Origin of the sequence: Paenibacillus sp. OK060, assembly GCF_900101205.1 — a bacterium.
GTDB classification, from domain to species: domain Bacteria; phylum Bacillota; class Bacilli; order Paenibacillales; family Paenibacillaceae; genus Paenibacillus; species Paenibacillus marchantiae.
Genome location: NZ_FNFR01000012.1, coordinates 114,016 through 129,483, shown reverse-complemented (window position 1 = coordinate 129,483; position 15,468 = coordinate 114,016). Strand labels below are relative to the sequence as shown.

14 protein-coding genes are annotated in these 15,468 nt (G+C 47.4%); 10 read left to right on the top strand and 4 right to left on the bottom strand.

The window, feature by feature from the left end; all coding sequences use genetic code 11:
- Nucleotides 1–56 precede the first annotated feature (56 nt).
- The 5 genes from BLS14_RS29755 to BLS14_RS29735 all read left to right on the top strand — a co-directional run bounded on the left by BLS14_RS29755 (nt 57) and on the right by BLS14_RS29735 (nt 7,030).
- On the top strand, nt 57–929 hold the full coding sequence (locus tag BLS14_RS29755; RefSeq protein ID WP_063566505.1) for a carbohydrate ABC transporter permease: 873 nt from the start codon (nt 57–59) through the stop codon (nt 927–929).
- Nucleotides 930–1,024: 95 nt separating this feature from the next.
- Nucleotides 1,025–2,779: a hypothetical protein gene (locus BLS14_RS29750; RefSeq protein ID WP_090955397.1), complete on the top strand. Its 1,755-nt coding sequence runs from the start codon at nt 1,025–1,027 to the stop codon at nt 2,777–2,779.
- Between the two features lie 195 nt (nt 2,780–2,974).
- Nucleotides 2,975–4,708, top strand: a complete 1,734-nt coding sequence (locus BLS14_RS29745) for a tetratricopeptide repeat protein (protein WP_063566503.1) — start codon at nt 2,975–2,977, stop codon at nt 4,706–4,708.
- 170 nt (nt 4,709–4,878) lie between these two features.
- Entirely contained in the window at nt 4,879–5,838 is a 960-nt protein-coding gene (gene trxB, locus BLS14_RS29740; protein ID WP_063566502.1) for a thioredoxin-disulfide reductase, read from the top strand.
- A 160-nt stretch (nt 5,839–5,998) separates the two neighbouring features.
- On the top strand, nt 5,999–7,030 hold the full coding sequence (locus BLS14_RS29735) for an AI-2E family transporter (RefSeq protein WP_090955419.1): 1,032 nt from the start codon (nt 5,999–6,001) through the stop codon (nt 7,028–7,030).
- 170 nt (nt 7,031–7,200) lie between these two features.
- On the opposite strand, the gene BLS14_RS29730 is transcribed toward BLS14_RS29735, so the two are convergent.
- The 4 genes from BLS14_RS29730 to BLS14_RS29715 are packed head-to-tail and all read right to left on the bottom strand — an operon-like array spanning nt 7,201 to nt 10,635.
- Nucleotides 7,201–7,803: a response regulator transcription factor gene (locus tag BLS14_RS29730; RefSeq protein ID WP_063566501.1), complete on the bottom strand. Its 603-nt coding sequence runs from the start codon at nt 7,801–7,803 to the stop codon at nt 7,201–7,203.
- Nucleotides 7,800–8,933: a sensor histidine kinase gene (locus BLS14_RS29725; protein WP_090955395.1), complete on the bottom strand. Its 1,134-nt coding sequence runs from the start codon at nt 8,931–8,933 to the stop codon at nt 7,800–7,802. Before BLS14_RS29725 ends, BLS14_RS29730 begins: the two co-directional genes overlap by 4 nt.
- Before the next feature lie 9 nt (nt 8,934–8,942).
- On the bottom strand, nt 8,943–9,680 hold the full coding sequence (locus BLS14_RS29720) for an ABC transporter permease (protein ID WP_090955393.1): 738 nt from the start codon (nt 9,678–9,680) through the stop codon (nt 8,943–8,945).
- A 1-nt stretch (nt 9,681) separates the two neighbouring features.
- Nucleotides 9,682–10,635: an ABC transporter ATP-binding protein gene (locus tag BLS14_RS29715; protein WP_063566498.1), complete on the bottom strand. Its 954-nt coding sequence runs from the start codon at nt 10,633–10,635 to the stop codon at nt 9,682–9,684.
- A gap of 362 nt (nt 10,636–10,997) precedes the next feature.
- On the opposite strand from BLS14_RS29715, the gene BLS14_RS29710 reads away from it, so the two are divergent.
- The 5 genes from BLS14_RS29710 to BLS14_RS29690 all read left to right on the top strand — a co-directional run bounded on the left by BLS14_RS29710 (nt 10,998) and on the right by BLS14_RS29690 (nt 15,369).
- Nucleotides 10,998–11,948 carry an ROK family glucokinase gene (locus tag BLS14_RS29710; protein WP_064641195.1) on the top strand — a complete coding sequence of 317 codons (951 nt, stop codon included), beginning with the start codon at nt 10,998–11,000 and terminating at the stop codon, nt 11,946–11,948.
- A gap of 51 nt (nt 11,949–11,999) precedes the next feature.
- Nucleotides 12,000–12,899 carry an RNase adapter RapZ gene (rapZ, locus tag BLS14_RS29705; RefSeq protein ID WP_090955391.1) on the top strand — a complete coding sequence of 300 codons (900 nt, stop codon included), beginning with the start codon at nt 12,000–12,002 and terminating at the stop codon, nt 12,897–12,899.
- 13 nt (nt 12,900–12,912) lie between these two features.
- Nucleotides 12,913–13,899, top strand: a complete 987-nt coding sequence (yvcK, locus tag BLS14_RS29700; protein ID WP_063566496.1) for a gluconeogenesis factor YvcK family protein — start codon at nt 12,913–12,915, stop codon at nt 13,897–13,899.
- 6 nt (nt 13,900–13,905) lie between these two features.
- On the top strand, nt 13,906–14,844 hold the full coding sequence (whiA, locus tag BLS14_RS29695; protein WP_063566495.1) for a DNA-binding protein WhiA: 939 nt from the start codon (nt 13,906–13,908) through the stop codon (nt 14,842–14,844).
- A gap of 255 nt (nt 14,845–15,099) precedes the next feature.
- Nucleotides 15,100–15,369, top strand: a complete 270-nt coding sequence (locus BLS14_RS29690; protein ID WP_017691248.1) for an HPr family phosphocarrier protein — start codon at nt 15,100–15,102, stop codon at nt 15,367–15,369.
- The last annotated feature ends 99 nt before the right edge of the window (nt 15,370–15,468 follow it).

Sequence of the window (15,468 nt, the reverse complement as noted above, 5' to 3'; positions counted from 1 at the left end):
AGAAGGTACGCTTAGCTGCTTTATATGTATACCATCAGTAAAGGAGTTGTGCGCATATGAGTGAACGCACCTCAAACCGGATTTTTGATACCGTTATCATTCTGTTTATTAGCTTGTTCGTCGTGTTCTGTCTCGCTCCGTTTCTGCACACGATTGCCATATCATTAAGCTCCAATCGTGCCATTACATCGGGTGAAGTCACCATTTTTCCTAAGGAGTTCAATTGGGATGCGTATGTTAAGGTGTTCTCCGATCATTCGATGCTGTATTCCTTGGGATATACGACCCTGTTAACGATTGTGACAACGGTGTTATGCATGGTGTTCACAATCGCAGCTGCATACCCGTTGACCAAGAAAAAAATGAAGGGCCGCAAGCTCTTCATGTACGTGATCATCATTACGATGTTCTTTAGCGGGGGGATCATTCCTGAGTACTTGCTCATTCGTGACCTGCACTTGCTTAATTCGCCGTGGGCGCTAATTCTGCCAGGTCTGGTCAGTCCGTTTAACCTGATTATCCTGATCTCATTTTTCAATGGTATACCGGAAAGTCTGGAAGAGTCGGCTGAAATTGATGGCAGTTCACATCTGCACACTTTGTTGAAAATCATATTACCGCTGTCGATGCCAGTCATGGCAACTTTGGCGTTGTTCTATGCTGTTGGCCGCTGGAATGGCTTTCAGGATTCCCTGATGTACATTAATGATCCTAAGCTGTATCCACTTCAGCTCAAACTGTTCCAAATGGTGCAAAACAACATGGTGAGTGAGCTCACACAGATGGAAGGTGCCAACCGCGCTCCATTAACCCCGGAAAGTCTCAAGGCGGCCACCGTTATTTTTGCAACCGTACCGATTCTGCTCGTCTATCCATGGCTGCAAAAATATTTTGTTAGCGGTGCGATGCTTGGAGCTGTTAAGGGCTGATCATAGGTTTTCTTAAGCCAATCGTGATTAACCAGATGACAAGAATTATTGCGCCGAATATTCCGTTCATCGGCATTTGTTTGGAGGGACTAGACATGTACAGACAACTGGTGGAAAGCAATGACAGAGCAGTGCAAAAAGGGATATCCCGGCAAGTGCTTGATCCGGACAGCCGCTATTATGGAGGAACGATTGACCCCTCTACAGGTATCGCCTGGGTCAACCATACGACCGGAACACCTACGGACATGTGTTACTGGGGAGCAGCACTCGCCAATCCGGATTCGATCTATTATCGGGATGAAGATCTGTTAAATCGTCTGCTGCTTGCATCGGAGTACGTAATCCGTAATCAGCATGGAGACGGCTCCATATCCCCCGGTTGGACCAATTCCCATTCTCCGCCGGATACCGCATTTCTTGTCGTGGGATATGCCCAGTTATATCAACTTCTTCAGCAGCAAGACTGGGAGCCATTGCAACCTGTGCTGGACAATATACGCCTGTTTCTGGAACGAACTATTCCAGTCTTGCTGACTGGAGGCTGTCATACGCCGAATCATCGCTGGGTGCTATGCGCGGCGCTCGGTTTCCTGCATCAATTGTTTGACCTGGAGGAAGCTGTGCAGCGTGCAGAGCAGTGGCTGGCTGAAGGTATGGATATTACGCCTGATGGGGAGTGGACTGAACGAAGCAACGGAATCTACAGCGCGGTTAGCGACATCATGCTGATTCATGCGGCACGCCTGTTGAACCGTCCCGAATTGCTGGACCCGGTGAGACTCAATCTTCGTATGATGGTGTATCTTGTACATCCAACAGGTGAGGTTGTTACAGAATACTCAGGTCGCCAGGATCTGGGGAGCGTGCATGATTTATCACCGTATTACTTGCCGTATGCCATTATGGCTCGGTTGGACGGTGATCCGATCTTTGCCGGCATGGCCGATTGGGCTGGAGAAATGTTAACAGATCCCGGCGTCTGCTCGGTCAATGCGCTCGTTCGGCTGCTGCTGGAGCCTGAGTTTCAGCAGCAGGCTGGTAAGGCACGGGAACAGCTGCCTGAGCGGTACGAGATCATACTGAACGAACGATTTGTGCGGGAGGGCTATTTACAGCGAATGGATTCGGCAGGTCATCATGGACACATCTCGCACAGCCGGTTGCATACGGACTTCGGCGCACCTGTAGCACGTATTCGTTCCGGTAATACAAGTGCGACTGTAATGACGGAGGTGCCTTCATTCTTTGCCCTTCGTCATGGTGCCGTACGTCTGCTGGCCGTTCAGTTGGCCTCCTATTTTAATCCAGGGTATGTGCCGATGCAGCAGATGTCTCGATTGCCAGCAGGTTACCGTCTGACGGGCGAACAGAGGAAAGGCTATTACGGCCCGATCCCGGATAGCCAACTGCCTGAGACGGCGGGAACAGCTATCAGTCCGTGGTATTTGTTGCCCCATCAGAGTCGAGATCTCACCCATGAACAGACGTTCCTTGTACAGACGGAAGTATTAAGAACGGAAAATGGCTGGACCCTGAAGCTGGCGGGAGAGCAGCCGGAGCAGCTTATGGTGCAGCTGTCTTTCGTGTTCGGCAGCGAGGGCGAGCTTTCCCAGGGGGAATTGCTTGAGACAGATGAAGGCCATTATCTGTGGAAGAGCGGCACATTGCGTTATTCCTGTGGAGATGACTGGATTGAGCTGACCGGAGGCGAGGTAGGGCATTTGGCAGCAACCGTACGTGAGGCAAAGCTGCCAAATAAGTGTAAGGTTGTACTGGTTAACTTTATGACCCCTTTCCACAAGACAGTTCATATCTCTCTTTCGCCATCCATGGCGTTGAAGCTGTAATTCTGATGAATCTCTCTATAAGGAAGAGTACATGAAGCAAAAAGATGACATTTCATTCGAAAGGGATGAGGGGGTGTCATCTTTTTTTTGCGCATTTTTGGCATAAACGACATGAAACTACATATTGAGAAGTGGGCCTTAAGATGTGGTATACTGGAGAGTATGAATGAAAGCAAAGAGGAGGTGCCTTGGAAGATGAAGGGCAAGCTACTGCGGGCTGAGGGACACCTTGCCAATGTAATACCGATTCACTTGGATGCTTCTTTCTTTTTTGAGAGAGCTGTCCGCTCGCTGGACCGTAATCACGTCGACAAGGCATTAAAATATTTTCGTAAAGCTGTTGAATATGAGCCGGAAAATCCGGTGAATCATTGTAATATGGCGGGTATATTATCAGAGAAGGGGGATTACGAGGCTTCCAATGCCGTTCTTGCGCATGTGCTCGACGTGGTAGATCCGTCCATGACGGAATGTTATTTCTACATGGCGAACAATTATGCGAATATGGATCGGTTTGAAGAAGCTGAGCAAGCGCTTGTTACGTATTTGGAGGAGGACACCCAAGGTCAGTTTATGACGGAAGCCGAAGAGATGATGGAGCTTCTTTACTACGAGCTGGATCGACCAGCCAAACTGAACCGGATCAAATCACGTAAGGGTGTCGTAGAACACGATCAGGCGCGGGAATTGTTGGAACAAGGGAAGTTTGCACAGGCGGCTGAGCTGTTGGAAGGCATGTCACCCGAGTATCCTGATTATTTGGCTGCTCGCAACAACTTGGCGCTTGCCTATTATTATATGGGGCTGTTTCCCAAGGCGAAAGAGACGATTGCCGAGGTACTGGAGCAGGAGCCTGGTAATTTGCATGCACTGTGTAATCTGGCGATCTTTCATCAGAACGAGAATCGAGCCGACCAAGTGCTGCTTCTGATCAAAAAATTGCGTGTCATCGTGCCTTTCCAGCACGAACAGGTCTACAAACTGGCTACCACGATGGGTATCCTAGGTCAACATGATACGGCTTATGTACATTTCCGTCGCCTGTTGAAGGATGAAGAAACTGCTGCGGACCCAGCTCTCGCACATTATGCAGCAGTCGCAGCTTATAATACCGAACGTTACGATTCCGCTGAACGTCTGTGGCGTCATGTAGGCAAGCTGGATCCAGGTTCGGAAGTATCCCGGTACTATCTGTCGGGTCTTGAGGCTGTGAGACAGGGAGAGAAAGATCCGGAGAAACTAAGTTATCACTATCATCTGCCATTTGACGAGCAATTCAGACAATGGGAGAACTATGGCAACGGCATACCTGAAGAGATGAAAAATGATCCCTTGATCCGTTCCTCTTTCTTCTGGGCGTTGCGACATGGGGATCGGGCAACTAAGCTCCAGGTCATTCATGCTCTTGGCATGATTGGTGATTACGAGGTGCAGCAGGCGCTGCAATCCTTTATCGAGGAACCTGGTGAAGATCAGGATCTGGTGGAAGCAGCTCGTTCCGTATTAAACGGTCTTGGTTCAGAAGGAACTAAGCAGGATGATTCTCCTGTTCTGCGACCGCTAACTGCGTTGAGCAAACGCACTATTCCGAAGATCGAGTCGATGACGGAACAAACGGAGACGAAAGCTTCTTCGCATTGGCAGGCGGTCGTGGACCGTGCGTTACAGATGTCTGAAGCCAAAGCCGAATTGCAGCAAGAAATGGAGCGGTTGTGGACCGACTATGTATCTCGCGTACACCTGGAGGTGCCTGGCACGAAGCAAATTGAAGGCTTGGCTGCGGGATTGGAATATCTGGCTGCTAAAATTCATAGTCGTCCAGTGACCTACCAAAGCATAGCCGACCGGTATGGCATATCAGCTGCCACAGTCAGCAAATATGCACGGCAAATCAATAAAGTGTGCAATTCCAACCCACCGGTCCAGTAAATGTTCCTTGAAATTCTCGCTTTGGGATAGACTTCATTGCGTGAAGGATACATAAGCCTGGAAAACGGGTAAACTTAACGAATAGGTCTCGACATGCCTGTAGGATATCATCATAGCAAGTTAATCGCCACTCAACACACTCTCAACCTTATTAAGGAGGCTGTATCTATATGTCTAAATACAGAACGATTGTGATCGGAACCGGACCTGCGGGTCTGACAGCAGCGATATATCTGGCTCGTGCTAATCTTAACCCACTGGTTATCGAAGGTCTTCAGCCGGGTGGTCAATTGACGACGACAACGGAAGTTGAGAATTTCCCTGGTTTTCCGCAAGGCATTATGGGTCCGGAACTGATGGACAATATGCGCAAGCAAGCGGAGCGTTTTGGAGCTGAGTTCAAAAATGGTTGGGTGGAAGAAGTGGATTTCAGTAAACCGCCCTTCAAGGTTAAAGTTGGAGGCATCGGTGAACTGGAAGCCGAATCAATCATTATCTCTACCGGTGCATCGGCCCGTTATCTCGGTATTCCCGGAGAGCAGGAGAATGTGGGACGTGGGGTAAGTACATGTGCCACCTGTGACGGATTCTTTTTCCGTGGTAAAAAGATCGTCGTTGTTGGCGGTGGAGACTCCGCTATGGAGGAAGCCAGCTTCCTGACCCGTTTTGCAACAGACGTTACCTTGGTTCACCGCCGGGACGAATTACGTGCATCGAAAATTATGCAGGATCGGGCTCGCAGCAACGAGAAGGTGAAATGGGCTTTGAACCGTACACCGCTCGAAGTTGTGCCTGAGGCTCTTGGTGTTAAAGGGCTTAAGGTACGTAATAACGAGACTGGACAGGAAGAATTGCTTGAAGCCGATGGCGTATTCATTGCCATTGGACATACACCGAATACGGGTTTCCTGAGCAACCAGATTACTTTGGATGAACACGGCTATGTTGTCGTTAAACCGGGTACAACCGAGACCAACATTCCGGGTGTGTTCGCCTGTGGTGATGTTCAGGATACGAAGTATCGTCAGGCCATTACAGCAGCAGGTTCAGGGTGTATGGCCGCAATGGACTGCGAGAAATTCCTTGAAGGCAGTATTGTGCATGACTGGAGCGAAACACTGGATAAGTAAGCATGAAAAGGGTATGGTTTGGCATAAATTAAGTAGAAGAGACAACGGGAAGTCTCATAATGTGAGAAGCCGGAAGGCTTCTCTTTTTTTGAAACCAAAGTGGGCATGAGATCGTATACATAATGGGCATATTAGCTGTGAGGTGAAGACTTTGGGGGAAATGATAAAAGATTGGTTACAGAATGCAACAGTGCGGCGATTTTTGATCCTGCTGTTGTTTTGTTTGGTTCTATTCAGCATGGGGAGTATGCTGCACATGATTTTGCTGTTATTCCTGGTGACGTATGTCATGAACAGGTTGCAGCATTTTATCACAGAGAAGTTAAATCGTTTATTTCCGGTTAACTATAAAGTTGTAGTCATCCTGCTCTATCTTATCGTTATTGCAGCCATTGTACTGGGCATCTCCAAGTATTCACCACGAATTGTGGATCAGGTCGTTCAGTTAACGAATGAGATCATGAAATTTCTTGATACCGCTGACGGAGATAATTTTGCTTCCAAAATTGCCGGTTATCTTCAATCGTTCGATATCAAAAACTATACCAACGATGCATTGAAGTATATTTTTGCGTTAAGCAAATGGTTGGAGTTCATTCTGTTGGTTATCATCCTGAGTCTGTTCTTCTTGTTGCAGAAGCGGGAGATTTCCAAGTTTACCTCCAAGTTCAAAACAAGCAAAATCGGCTGGTTCTATAATGAAGTGGCCTATCTCGGAGATAAGTTTGTATCTTCTTTTGGTAAAGTAATCGAGGCACAATTGATGATTGCTGTGTTTAATACGGCTTTGACGATCCTAGGATTATGGATACTTGGTTTCCCGTACTTGTTCGCCTTGACCATTCTGGTGTTTATGCTGAGTCTGGTACCCGTTGCGGGGGTTATCATCTCACTAGTTCCGATGTGTCTGATCGGTTATCAACTGGGAGGATTACAGCTCAGCGTGATCGTGATTATTATGATCATCATCATTCATGCGCTGGAAACGTATTTCCTGAATCCGAAGCTGATGGCTCACAAAACCAAATTGCCGATGTTTTACACGTTTATCGTACTGATTCTGTCTCAACATTTCCTGGGGATCTGGGGGCTTATCATCGGTATACCGATCTTTGTCTTCCTGCTCGATATTCTGGACGTCAACAAGATGGAAAAAACGGAAGAGCCCGTACGTGTGGAAACGAAGCTGTGACCAGTAGCTGAATAGCTGCTGAAGGTATAGGTTTAGGTAATGTTCATAAAAGTAGAGAAACGCCTCCTGTTATGGGAAGGCGTTTTTCTCTGTCCATATTCACTGGAGGAGGTATGGTTGGTATGTAATTAGTCCAATTGTTGGTGCTTATGAACCGAGCGCACTAGTCTCTACAACCATCCTTTCTGCTCTGCAATACTGACGGCTTCCATGCGGTTTTTGGCATCAAGCTTGTTAAAAGCTTCAGACAGGTAGTTGCGCACAGTACCATAGGAAAGATGAAGCGAGGCAGCGATAAGATTGGCATTCATGCCAGTGGCTGCGAGCTTAAGCACTTCTTTTTCACGTTCAGTTAACGGATTCGTTTCTTTGGCTGCACCAAAAACGAGCTCTGGGGAAACCTCTCGTCCACCACTCATGACCCGTCGAATAGCTCCCGCCAAACGATCGCTTGGTTCGTCCTTGAGCAAGTATCCCTGTACCCCGGCCTGAATAGCACGCTCCAGAAATCCCGGACGGGCAAAGGTAGTGAGGATGATAATACGGCAGGGCAGACCGAGCTGTTGTATACGTTCTGCTACGTCCAGGCCACTCATAACAGGCATTTCAATATCCATAAGACACAGATCTGGTTGGAGGGAACCAATCTGCTTCAGAGCTTCCTCTCCATTACCTGCTTCACCGATGACCTCTAAATCATCTTCAAGGTCTAACAGTGACGCAAGTGCACCTCTCAGCATGCGTTGATCTTCAGCAATCAAAATACGAATCATGCTCTAATTCCTCCTTGGTGTTCAGTGGCGATCAAGGGAAAGGAAAAGACAAGGTGGGTTCCTCCAGAGTCCGAGGAAATCTGGAGGGAGCCGTCGATGAGGTTCAGTCGTTCAGACATGCCTTTTAGGCCATTGCCTTGATGTTCATCTGGACTAATGCCATTACCGTTATCTTTAACCCGTATGCTTATGCCATCATGCGTTCGTTCCAGCTTAATTACACAGCAAGTGGCTTTGCTGTGTTTTACAATATTCGTTACGGCTTCAAGTAGACAGAGGCTCGCCATGTTCTGGGTTAGATCGGGAACATCATGAAATGGGCCCTGTTCTCCTGCTAATTGAAGCTCGATATCAGCACTCTTCAACATTTCTTTAGCATCGGTGAGTGCTTCAACCATGCTGATTGCCCGCATGTCAGAGACAAGCTGGCGTACTTCCCGCAATGCCGCACGGGAGGTGCGCTCAATCTCCCGTGCTTCCTGTAAGGCACGTTCGGGATTTTTGACAATGAGTTTGGCAACCAGCTCACTCTTCAGTGTGATCAGCGAGAACGTATGTCCCATGGTATCATGCAGATCCCTGGCAATTCGCATTCGCTCTTCACGTTTAATTAATTCCTTGATATGCTGCTGGGCTTCATCCAGCTGGGCCTCCAGCTTTTGTCGATCCAGCATGGAACGGATCCCGAAGGGTGAAGCAAGCATAATGAGATAAAATGGCGCAAAAAACATGAGTTGATAAGCGCTAAGGTATTGAATTTTTAAAGCAATTGGAATGGTCTGGATAATGGCAAATATGACCAAAAACATTCGGAACTGACGTTTCTCCGTGTACCATCCGATAAAATTGGCTGTGAAAAATCCGAGGAAAAACATATTGGGATCAATCACCAGGCTTAGTACCAGAACGCAAAGCATCTGTAGGCTAAGCCAATAGGAGAAGAGTGAGGTACCTGATGTCATGTAGAGCTGCCGATAAGTCAGGATAAATACGATGAAGGAGGTTACGCCGATGTACCACTCATGTCCCTGTGCGTTCCACAAATAATAGATTGGCATAGCCAGATAGATCATCCATATATACGGGTAAAATCCATATCGCTTTGGGAAAATCTCGAAATGCTGAAGCATATTTGAAGATTACGCCTCCCTTTGTTTATTACGGATATATGTGGATAGTAACATAAATCCAACCAGATATGCTGCCAAAAGTAGGATATCGCGTAGGGCAGGCACGCCTCCGGCTATAATAACCCACGCTCCATTTCCAAAGCTATGAGAGGGAAGCCAGTTGCCCATCTGTCGTAACCAGCTCGGCATAATGTCAAGAGGCATCCACATCCCGCCCAGCAAGGCCAGAGATAGATAGAGAGCGTTGCTCAATCCACTGGCGGTGTCCACCCGTCGGAATGTTCCTATACAGGTACCAAGGGCAAGAAAGGGGAGAGAACCAGCCAGAATCCAAAGGGCGGAGCCGATCCATTGAGCAGGAGGAAGTGATACACCATTAATCAGGAATCCAGCTGTAAAGATGACGATGATGGAAAACAGGTGCATTATCGTTTGTCCTACCATTTTTCCTCCAAAATAAATCGAGTTGGGTAACGGAGTCACTTGCAAGTAAGCGACCCAACCCTGTGCTCTTTCTTGGACAAGTCGGATACCGAGTGTCATGATCGAGGATCCCATGATGCTGAAGCAGGTCATAGACATCAAGTAGTGGGCATTCCATTGTTCTGAATCTGTTGTTCCTGTAGTGAAGATGCGCGTATAAAGAAAATAGAAGGCGACGGGCATCATTAAGGACCAGAAAATAAAGTAGACATTGCGGGACATGCGGAGCATTTCAACACGAGATTGAGCGAGAAGCATCAACATATCAAATTTCCTCCTTCATGCTTTCCATCAGGTTTGCATAGGCATCGTCCAGCTGTCCGGTTTCAATTCGGATGTCACTAACGGGAATCCGGCGTTCAATGAGGTGACGGAGCAGCACATCTGTATTTTTGGTGTGAAGAATGCAACGATCTTTGTGATACTCGATCCCATCCACATCAGGCAAATCTTCAATTTGTGCACAGACATCGGCTACGGATGCCATCTCCGTGTTGGACACATCATCATTGGTGAACATGCTATGCGTAGTTGAAAAGGAAATCGTTCGTATGGTGATTCCGGCCTTGATATTCCCTGGTGTTCCGTCTGCAACAATGGTACCTCTGTTAAAGAGAATGATTCGATCCGCTACTTCATCTGCTTCATGGAGGTAGTGCGTTGTGAAGATTACGGTTTTACCCTCCTGTGCCAGCTGGCGGATTCGTTCCCAGAAATGTCTCCTTGTTTCCGAATCCAGTCCGACTGTAGGTTCATCAAAGAATAGAATTTCGGGATTACCTGCCATGGCGAGGGCAAAATTCAGGCTGCGCTTTTGTCCGCCGGACAGCTTCTCTGCTCTTTTATTTAAGTCGGCTGGAGGGAGTCCCGTCAGTTCTTCGATATGGTCTGCATGAAGCGGTGCTGGATAATAGCTGCGTACCATGCTTATAATCTCTCGAACGGTAAGCCCATCCATTACACTCACATCCTGCAGCATGACACCAATCTTCTGTCGAACCTGTTTGTGATTCGGTTTTTGGCCAAGCACAGTCACAAGTCCTGATGTAGCAGTGGACAAGCCGAGCATCATTTTCATGGTTGTTGTTTTGCCGGCACCATTAGGGCCAAGGATCGAAACAATCGAACCACGGTTGATCTCTAAGGAGATATGGTTGACAACTTCTTTGGTGCCGTACCTTTTGCTTACCTGTTCCATCTTTATAACGGGTGAGCTCATCTTGAATCACGTCCTTGTTTTGTTCTAGAAGATATTTCCATTTTACCGAACTGTCTGAGACGTGATTAGTAAGGATTGTCATGAAATTCAGATGACAATTGTCATCTTTTACGCATGGAACGAGTGGATATGCAATATCATGAGTTGAGGCTTCCTCCTCTATGGAGGAAGGAATGAAGCCTGCGTTTTTAATAGAGACAAATAAGGTTGTATACGTATTCAAAAATAGCCTGTGATGTTGTTCACAATAGCGAGGAAGCTAATCACAGCAAAGGTCTTATCGTCTTGACCCAGGCGTATCCTTCAATTATAGTTGGTACGTAGGATTAAACTATTATAGATAGATAAAGGTGGCTTGTAGCATGTCTGAGAAAATCTACGTTGGGGTCGATCTCGGCGGAACAGCAATCAAGGTCGGTATATGTGATGAACACGGTCAGCTTATGCATACGTATGAAGGACCGACTGAAGTGGATAAGGGCGTTGACACGGTCATTGCCAACATCGAGAAGTATGTCCGTCATATCGTTGCTGAATCGCCTTACAGCTGGGAACAGCTTGAAGGTGTGGGAGCAGGAGTGGCTGGGTTCACCAATGTACGCGAGGGAATTATCGTTCTTGCCCCTAACATTGGATTTCGGAATGTAGCCATTCGTTCGATTTTGGAAGAACGTCTGGGCAAGCCAGTCAAAATAGATAACGATGCAAACGTGGCTGCACTGGGTGAAGCTTGGGCAGGTGCTGGCAAGGGTGTGGACAACTGTGTATGTTATACGCTTGGTACAGGCGTTGGTGGCGGACTGATCCTGAATGGCAAGATCTATCAAGGTTTCTCCGGTATGGCTGGTGAGCTTGGTCATGTCAGTGTTGTTCCTGATCTGGAAGCCATTCAGTGCGGATGCGGCAAAATGGGATGCGTGGAAACTGTATCTTCAGCAACCGGAATTATTCGTATGGCCAAAGACGCTGTAGAGCGTGGAGATCATACATCACTGGCACTCGTGGACAAGATTGCAGCTAAAGAAGTATTTGATGCAGCTAAGGAGGGCGATGAAGTTGCTCTTCGTATCGTCAATCGTGCAGCGTTCTATCTGGGCAAATCAATGGCGGCTGTAGCGGCTGTGATTAACCCTGAGATGTTTATTATCGGTGGCGGTGTATCCAAAGCGGGTAATATTTTGTTTGATGAAGTACGGACTGTATTTGCGAAACTGACACCTGAACCGCTGCAAGAAGGGGTTAAGATTCTTGAAGCAACGCTTGGCAATAATGCAGGTATTGTTGGCGCGGCAGGTCTTCTCTTGCGTTCCTAGTAACCTTGTAACAGTATAATCCGACAGCAATATGATAAGGAGGGGACATTTATGCTTGAAGGTGAAGTTTCACCGGGCACAGGCGCCACGCTCATTATCATTACGGGCATGTCCGGAGCAGGCAAGACGATTGCAGTACAAAGCCTGGAGGATCTTGGTTTCTTCTGTGTGGATAATCTTCCACCGGTATTGATTCCAAAATTTGCGGAGTTGATTGAGCAATCGAACGGCAAAATTGGCAAGGTCGCACTGGTTATCGACCTTCGCGGTCGTGAGTTCTTTACGGCTTTGTCCGAGTCACTGAACTATATTAAAGATCATTTTACCATTCATTGTGAAATATTATTCCTGGACGCGATAGACTCTGTATTAGTCCAGCGCTATAAGGAGAGCAGGCGCAGACATCCACTGGCTCCTGAGGGCATGCCGCTGGACGGCATCCGGCTGGAACGTAAGATGCTGGAGGAACTCAAAAATTCCGCCACTCAGGTACTGAATACCAGTACGATGAAGCCTGCTCAATTGAAAGAGCGCATCATATCCCGCTTTTCTCATCTGGAAAGCCATATGCTGTCGGTAAATATTACGTCGTTTGGGTTCAAATACGGTATTCCGATCGATGCGGATCTGGTGTTTGATGTTCGTTTCTTGCCAAATCCGCATTATATTGAACATTTACGTCCGAATACGGGACAGAATAGTGATGTATATGAATATGTTATGAAATGGCCGGAGACGCAGGCGTTTCTGACCAAGCTGCTGGATATGCTGCATTTTCTGATTCCGCAATACCGGAAGGAAGGCAAAAGCCAGGTTATTATTGGAATCGGCTGTACCGGAGGCAAGCATCGTTCGGTAGCAATATCGGAATATTTGGGCAAAATGTTGGGAAGCAGCGAAACTGAGGCTGTCACCGTGAGCCATCGCGACGCCGACCGGGACCGTCATTGAAGAGGGTGAAGGGATGAAAGAAGCCGGACCACGAAGAGAACGTCCGAGAATTGTAGTCATGGGCGGCGGAACCGGATTATCCGTGATGCTGCGCGGTTTGAAGGAAAAGCCGCTGGACATCACGGCCATCGTGACGGTGGCGGATGACGGAGGGAGTTCGGGCATCCTGCGTAATGAGTTGCAAATGCCGCCTCCGGGCGACATTCGTAACGTACTCACGGCGCTAGCAGATGTAGAACCGTTATTGTCGGATATGCTGAATTATCGCTTCAATACAGGCGCGGGGCTTGCAGGCCACAGCCTGGGTAACTTGATTTTGGCTGCAATGACGGATATATCGGGCGACTTTGTGACCGCTGTGCGGGAACTTAGCCGCGTGTTTGCCGTTCGGGGTGAGGTATTGCCCGCAGCCGGGCAGGCCGTTATACTGCATGCAGAGATGGAGGACGGATCGATTGTTACTGGCGAGTCCAAGATCCCTGAAGCTGGCTTACGGATCAAACGCGTTTTCCTTGAACCGGATCACGTGGAGCCGTTGCCAGAGGCTGTTGAGGCTATTCGTCAGGCAGACGCCATCCTGATTGGGCCAGGTAGTCTCTACACGAGCATTCTGCCCAATCTGCTTGTACCTAAGCTGGCTGAAGCTGTCGTTGAGGCTGACGCAGTAAAAATGTTTATTTGTAATGTGATGACACAGCCAGGAGAGACGGATAATTACACGGTGAGTGACCACCTCAAGGCGGTACATGAGCATGTAGGACAACAAATTTTCGACTATGTCATTGTAAATAATGGTGATATTCCGCTGCAGGTGCAGAATAAGTATGCGGAAAAAGGAGCTAAACCAGTTGTGCTGGATATGAATGTGCTGAAGAGTGCCGGCTATCAAGTGGTTGCGGATACGTTGGTCCTATTCCGGACTTATCTGCGTCATGATGCCGACAAGCTGAGCCATCACATCTATCAACTTGTACAAAATTGGATGTTACGGAAGAGGTGAAGTCCCATGTCGTTTGCAGCACAGACCAAAAAAGAACTAACGATGATCGAAAGCGAACCGTGCTGCGAAAAGGCGGAACTTTCAGCCCTCATCCGTATGCTTGGTGCGGTGCAGTTATCGAATAAAAAAGTCATCTTGGATATTTCGACGGAGAATGCCGCCATTGCAAGACGGGCATACTCTCTGCTTAAAAAGCATTTTCAAGTGCATACGGAATTGCTTGTCCGCAAAAAAATGCGGCTGAAAAAGAACAATGTATATATTGTTCGGATTCCAACCATGGTACAGGTGATTTTAAAAGATCTGTACATTGTTTCCGAAGGATTTCTGTTTACTCCTGGGATCAGTGGAGAGCTGTTCAAAAATAACTGCTGTAAACGTGCTTATCTTCGAGGAGCATTTATGGCAGGAGGCTCAGTCAACAATCCTGAAGGTTCATCCTACCACCTGGAGATTGCATCCATGTACGAGGAGCACTGTCAGGCCCTGGTGGACCTGGCGAATGAATTTCATCTCAATGCCCGGTGTATAGAACGCAAAAAAGGATTCATCCTATACATTAAGGAAGGCGAGAAAATCATTGAACTGCTCAGTATCATTGGTGCACATCAGGCCCTTTTCAAGTTCGAGGATGTGCGTATCATGCGAGATATGCGTAATTCCGTCAACCGAATCGTCAATTGTGAGACGGCGAACCTGAACAAAACGATTGGAGCAGCCGTCAGACAGATCGATAACATCAGATTGTTGCAAAAGGAAGTTGGTCTGGAGTCGTTGCCCGAAAAGCTTCGTGAAGTGGCTGAAGTCAGACTTGCCCATCCGGATATCAACTTGAAGGAAGTAGGCGAACTGCTTAAGGGTACAGTAAGTAAGTCCGGGGTGAATCACCGGCTTCGCAAGATTGATGAGTTGGCAGAGAAGGTTCGTACCGAGCGTTATGGTTAAATGAAGGGTAGGGCTGCTAGCAAAACTGACTGCTTTGGTTTTCGCCTAAAGGTCAACTTAAAGTCAGCCTGTAAAGATCTTGGAGAGCTGCTCAGGTGTAATGAGGTGATGTAAAAAGGCTAAAATGGGTCATAATAATGACATCCAATCACCCTGAGTTTTTTCTTCTAGTGTCCTGCTCTGGTTATATGGTATAATGTTATAAATATAATTGTGTATTTAATGTCCAGATTTCATAATAGGGGGTAAGTTTCCATGACAAAGCACCCGGTAGTTGTCCGTTTGAAAACGGGTCTCCATGCCAGACCTGCGGCACTGTTCGTTCAAGAAGCGAATAAGTACTCATCTGAAGTGTTCGTCGAGAAGGACGACAAAAAAGTAAATGCAAAAAGTATCATGGGGATCATGAGCCTTGCAATCAGTACTGGTACGGAAATCCAGATTAGTGCAGAAGGCGCGGATGCCGAACAGGCTGTAAACGCTTTAGTTAGTCTGGTAAGCAAGGAAGAGCTTGAGAACCAATAAGATATGATTTGAACTCAATGAAGAAGTCCCGAAAGGGGCTTTTTTGCGTTTTATGACTGTCAAGTGCAACATTATGGAATTAAGCCCGTCTGTTAGGTA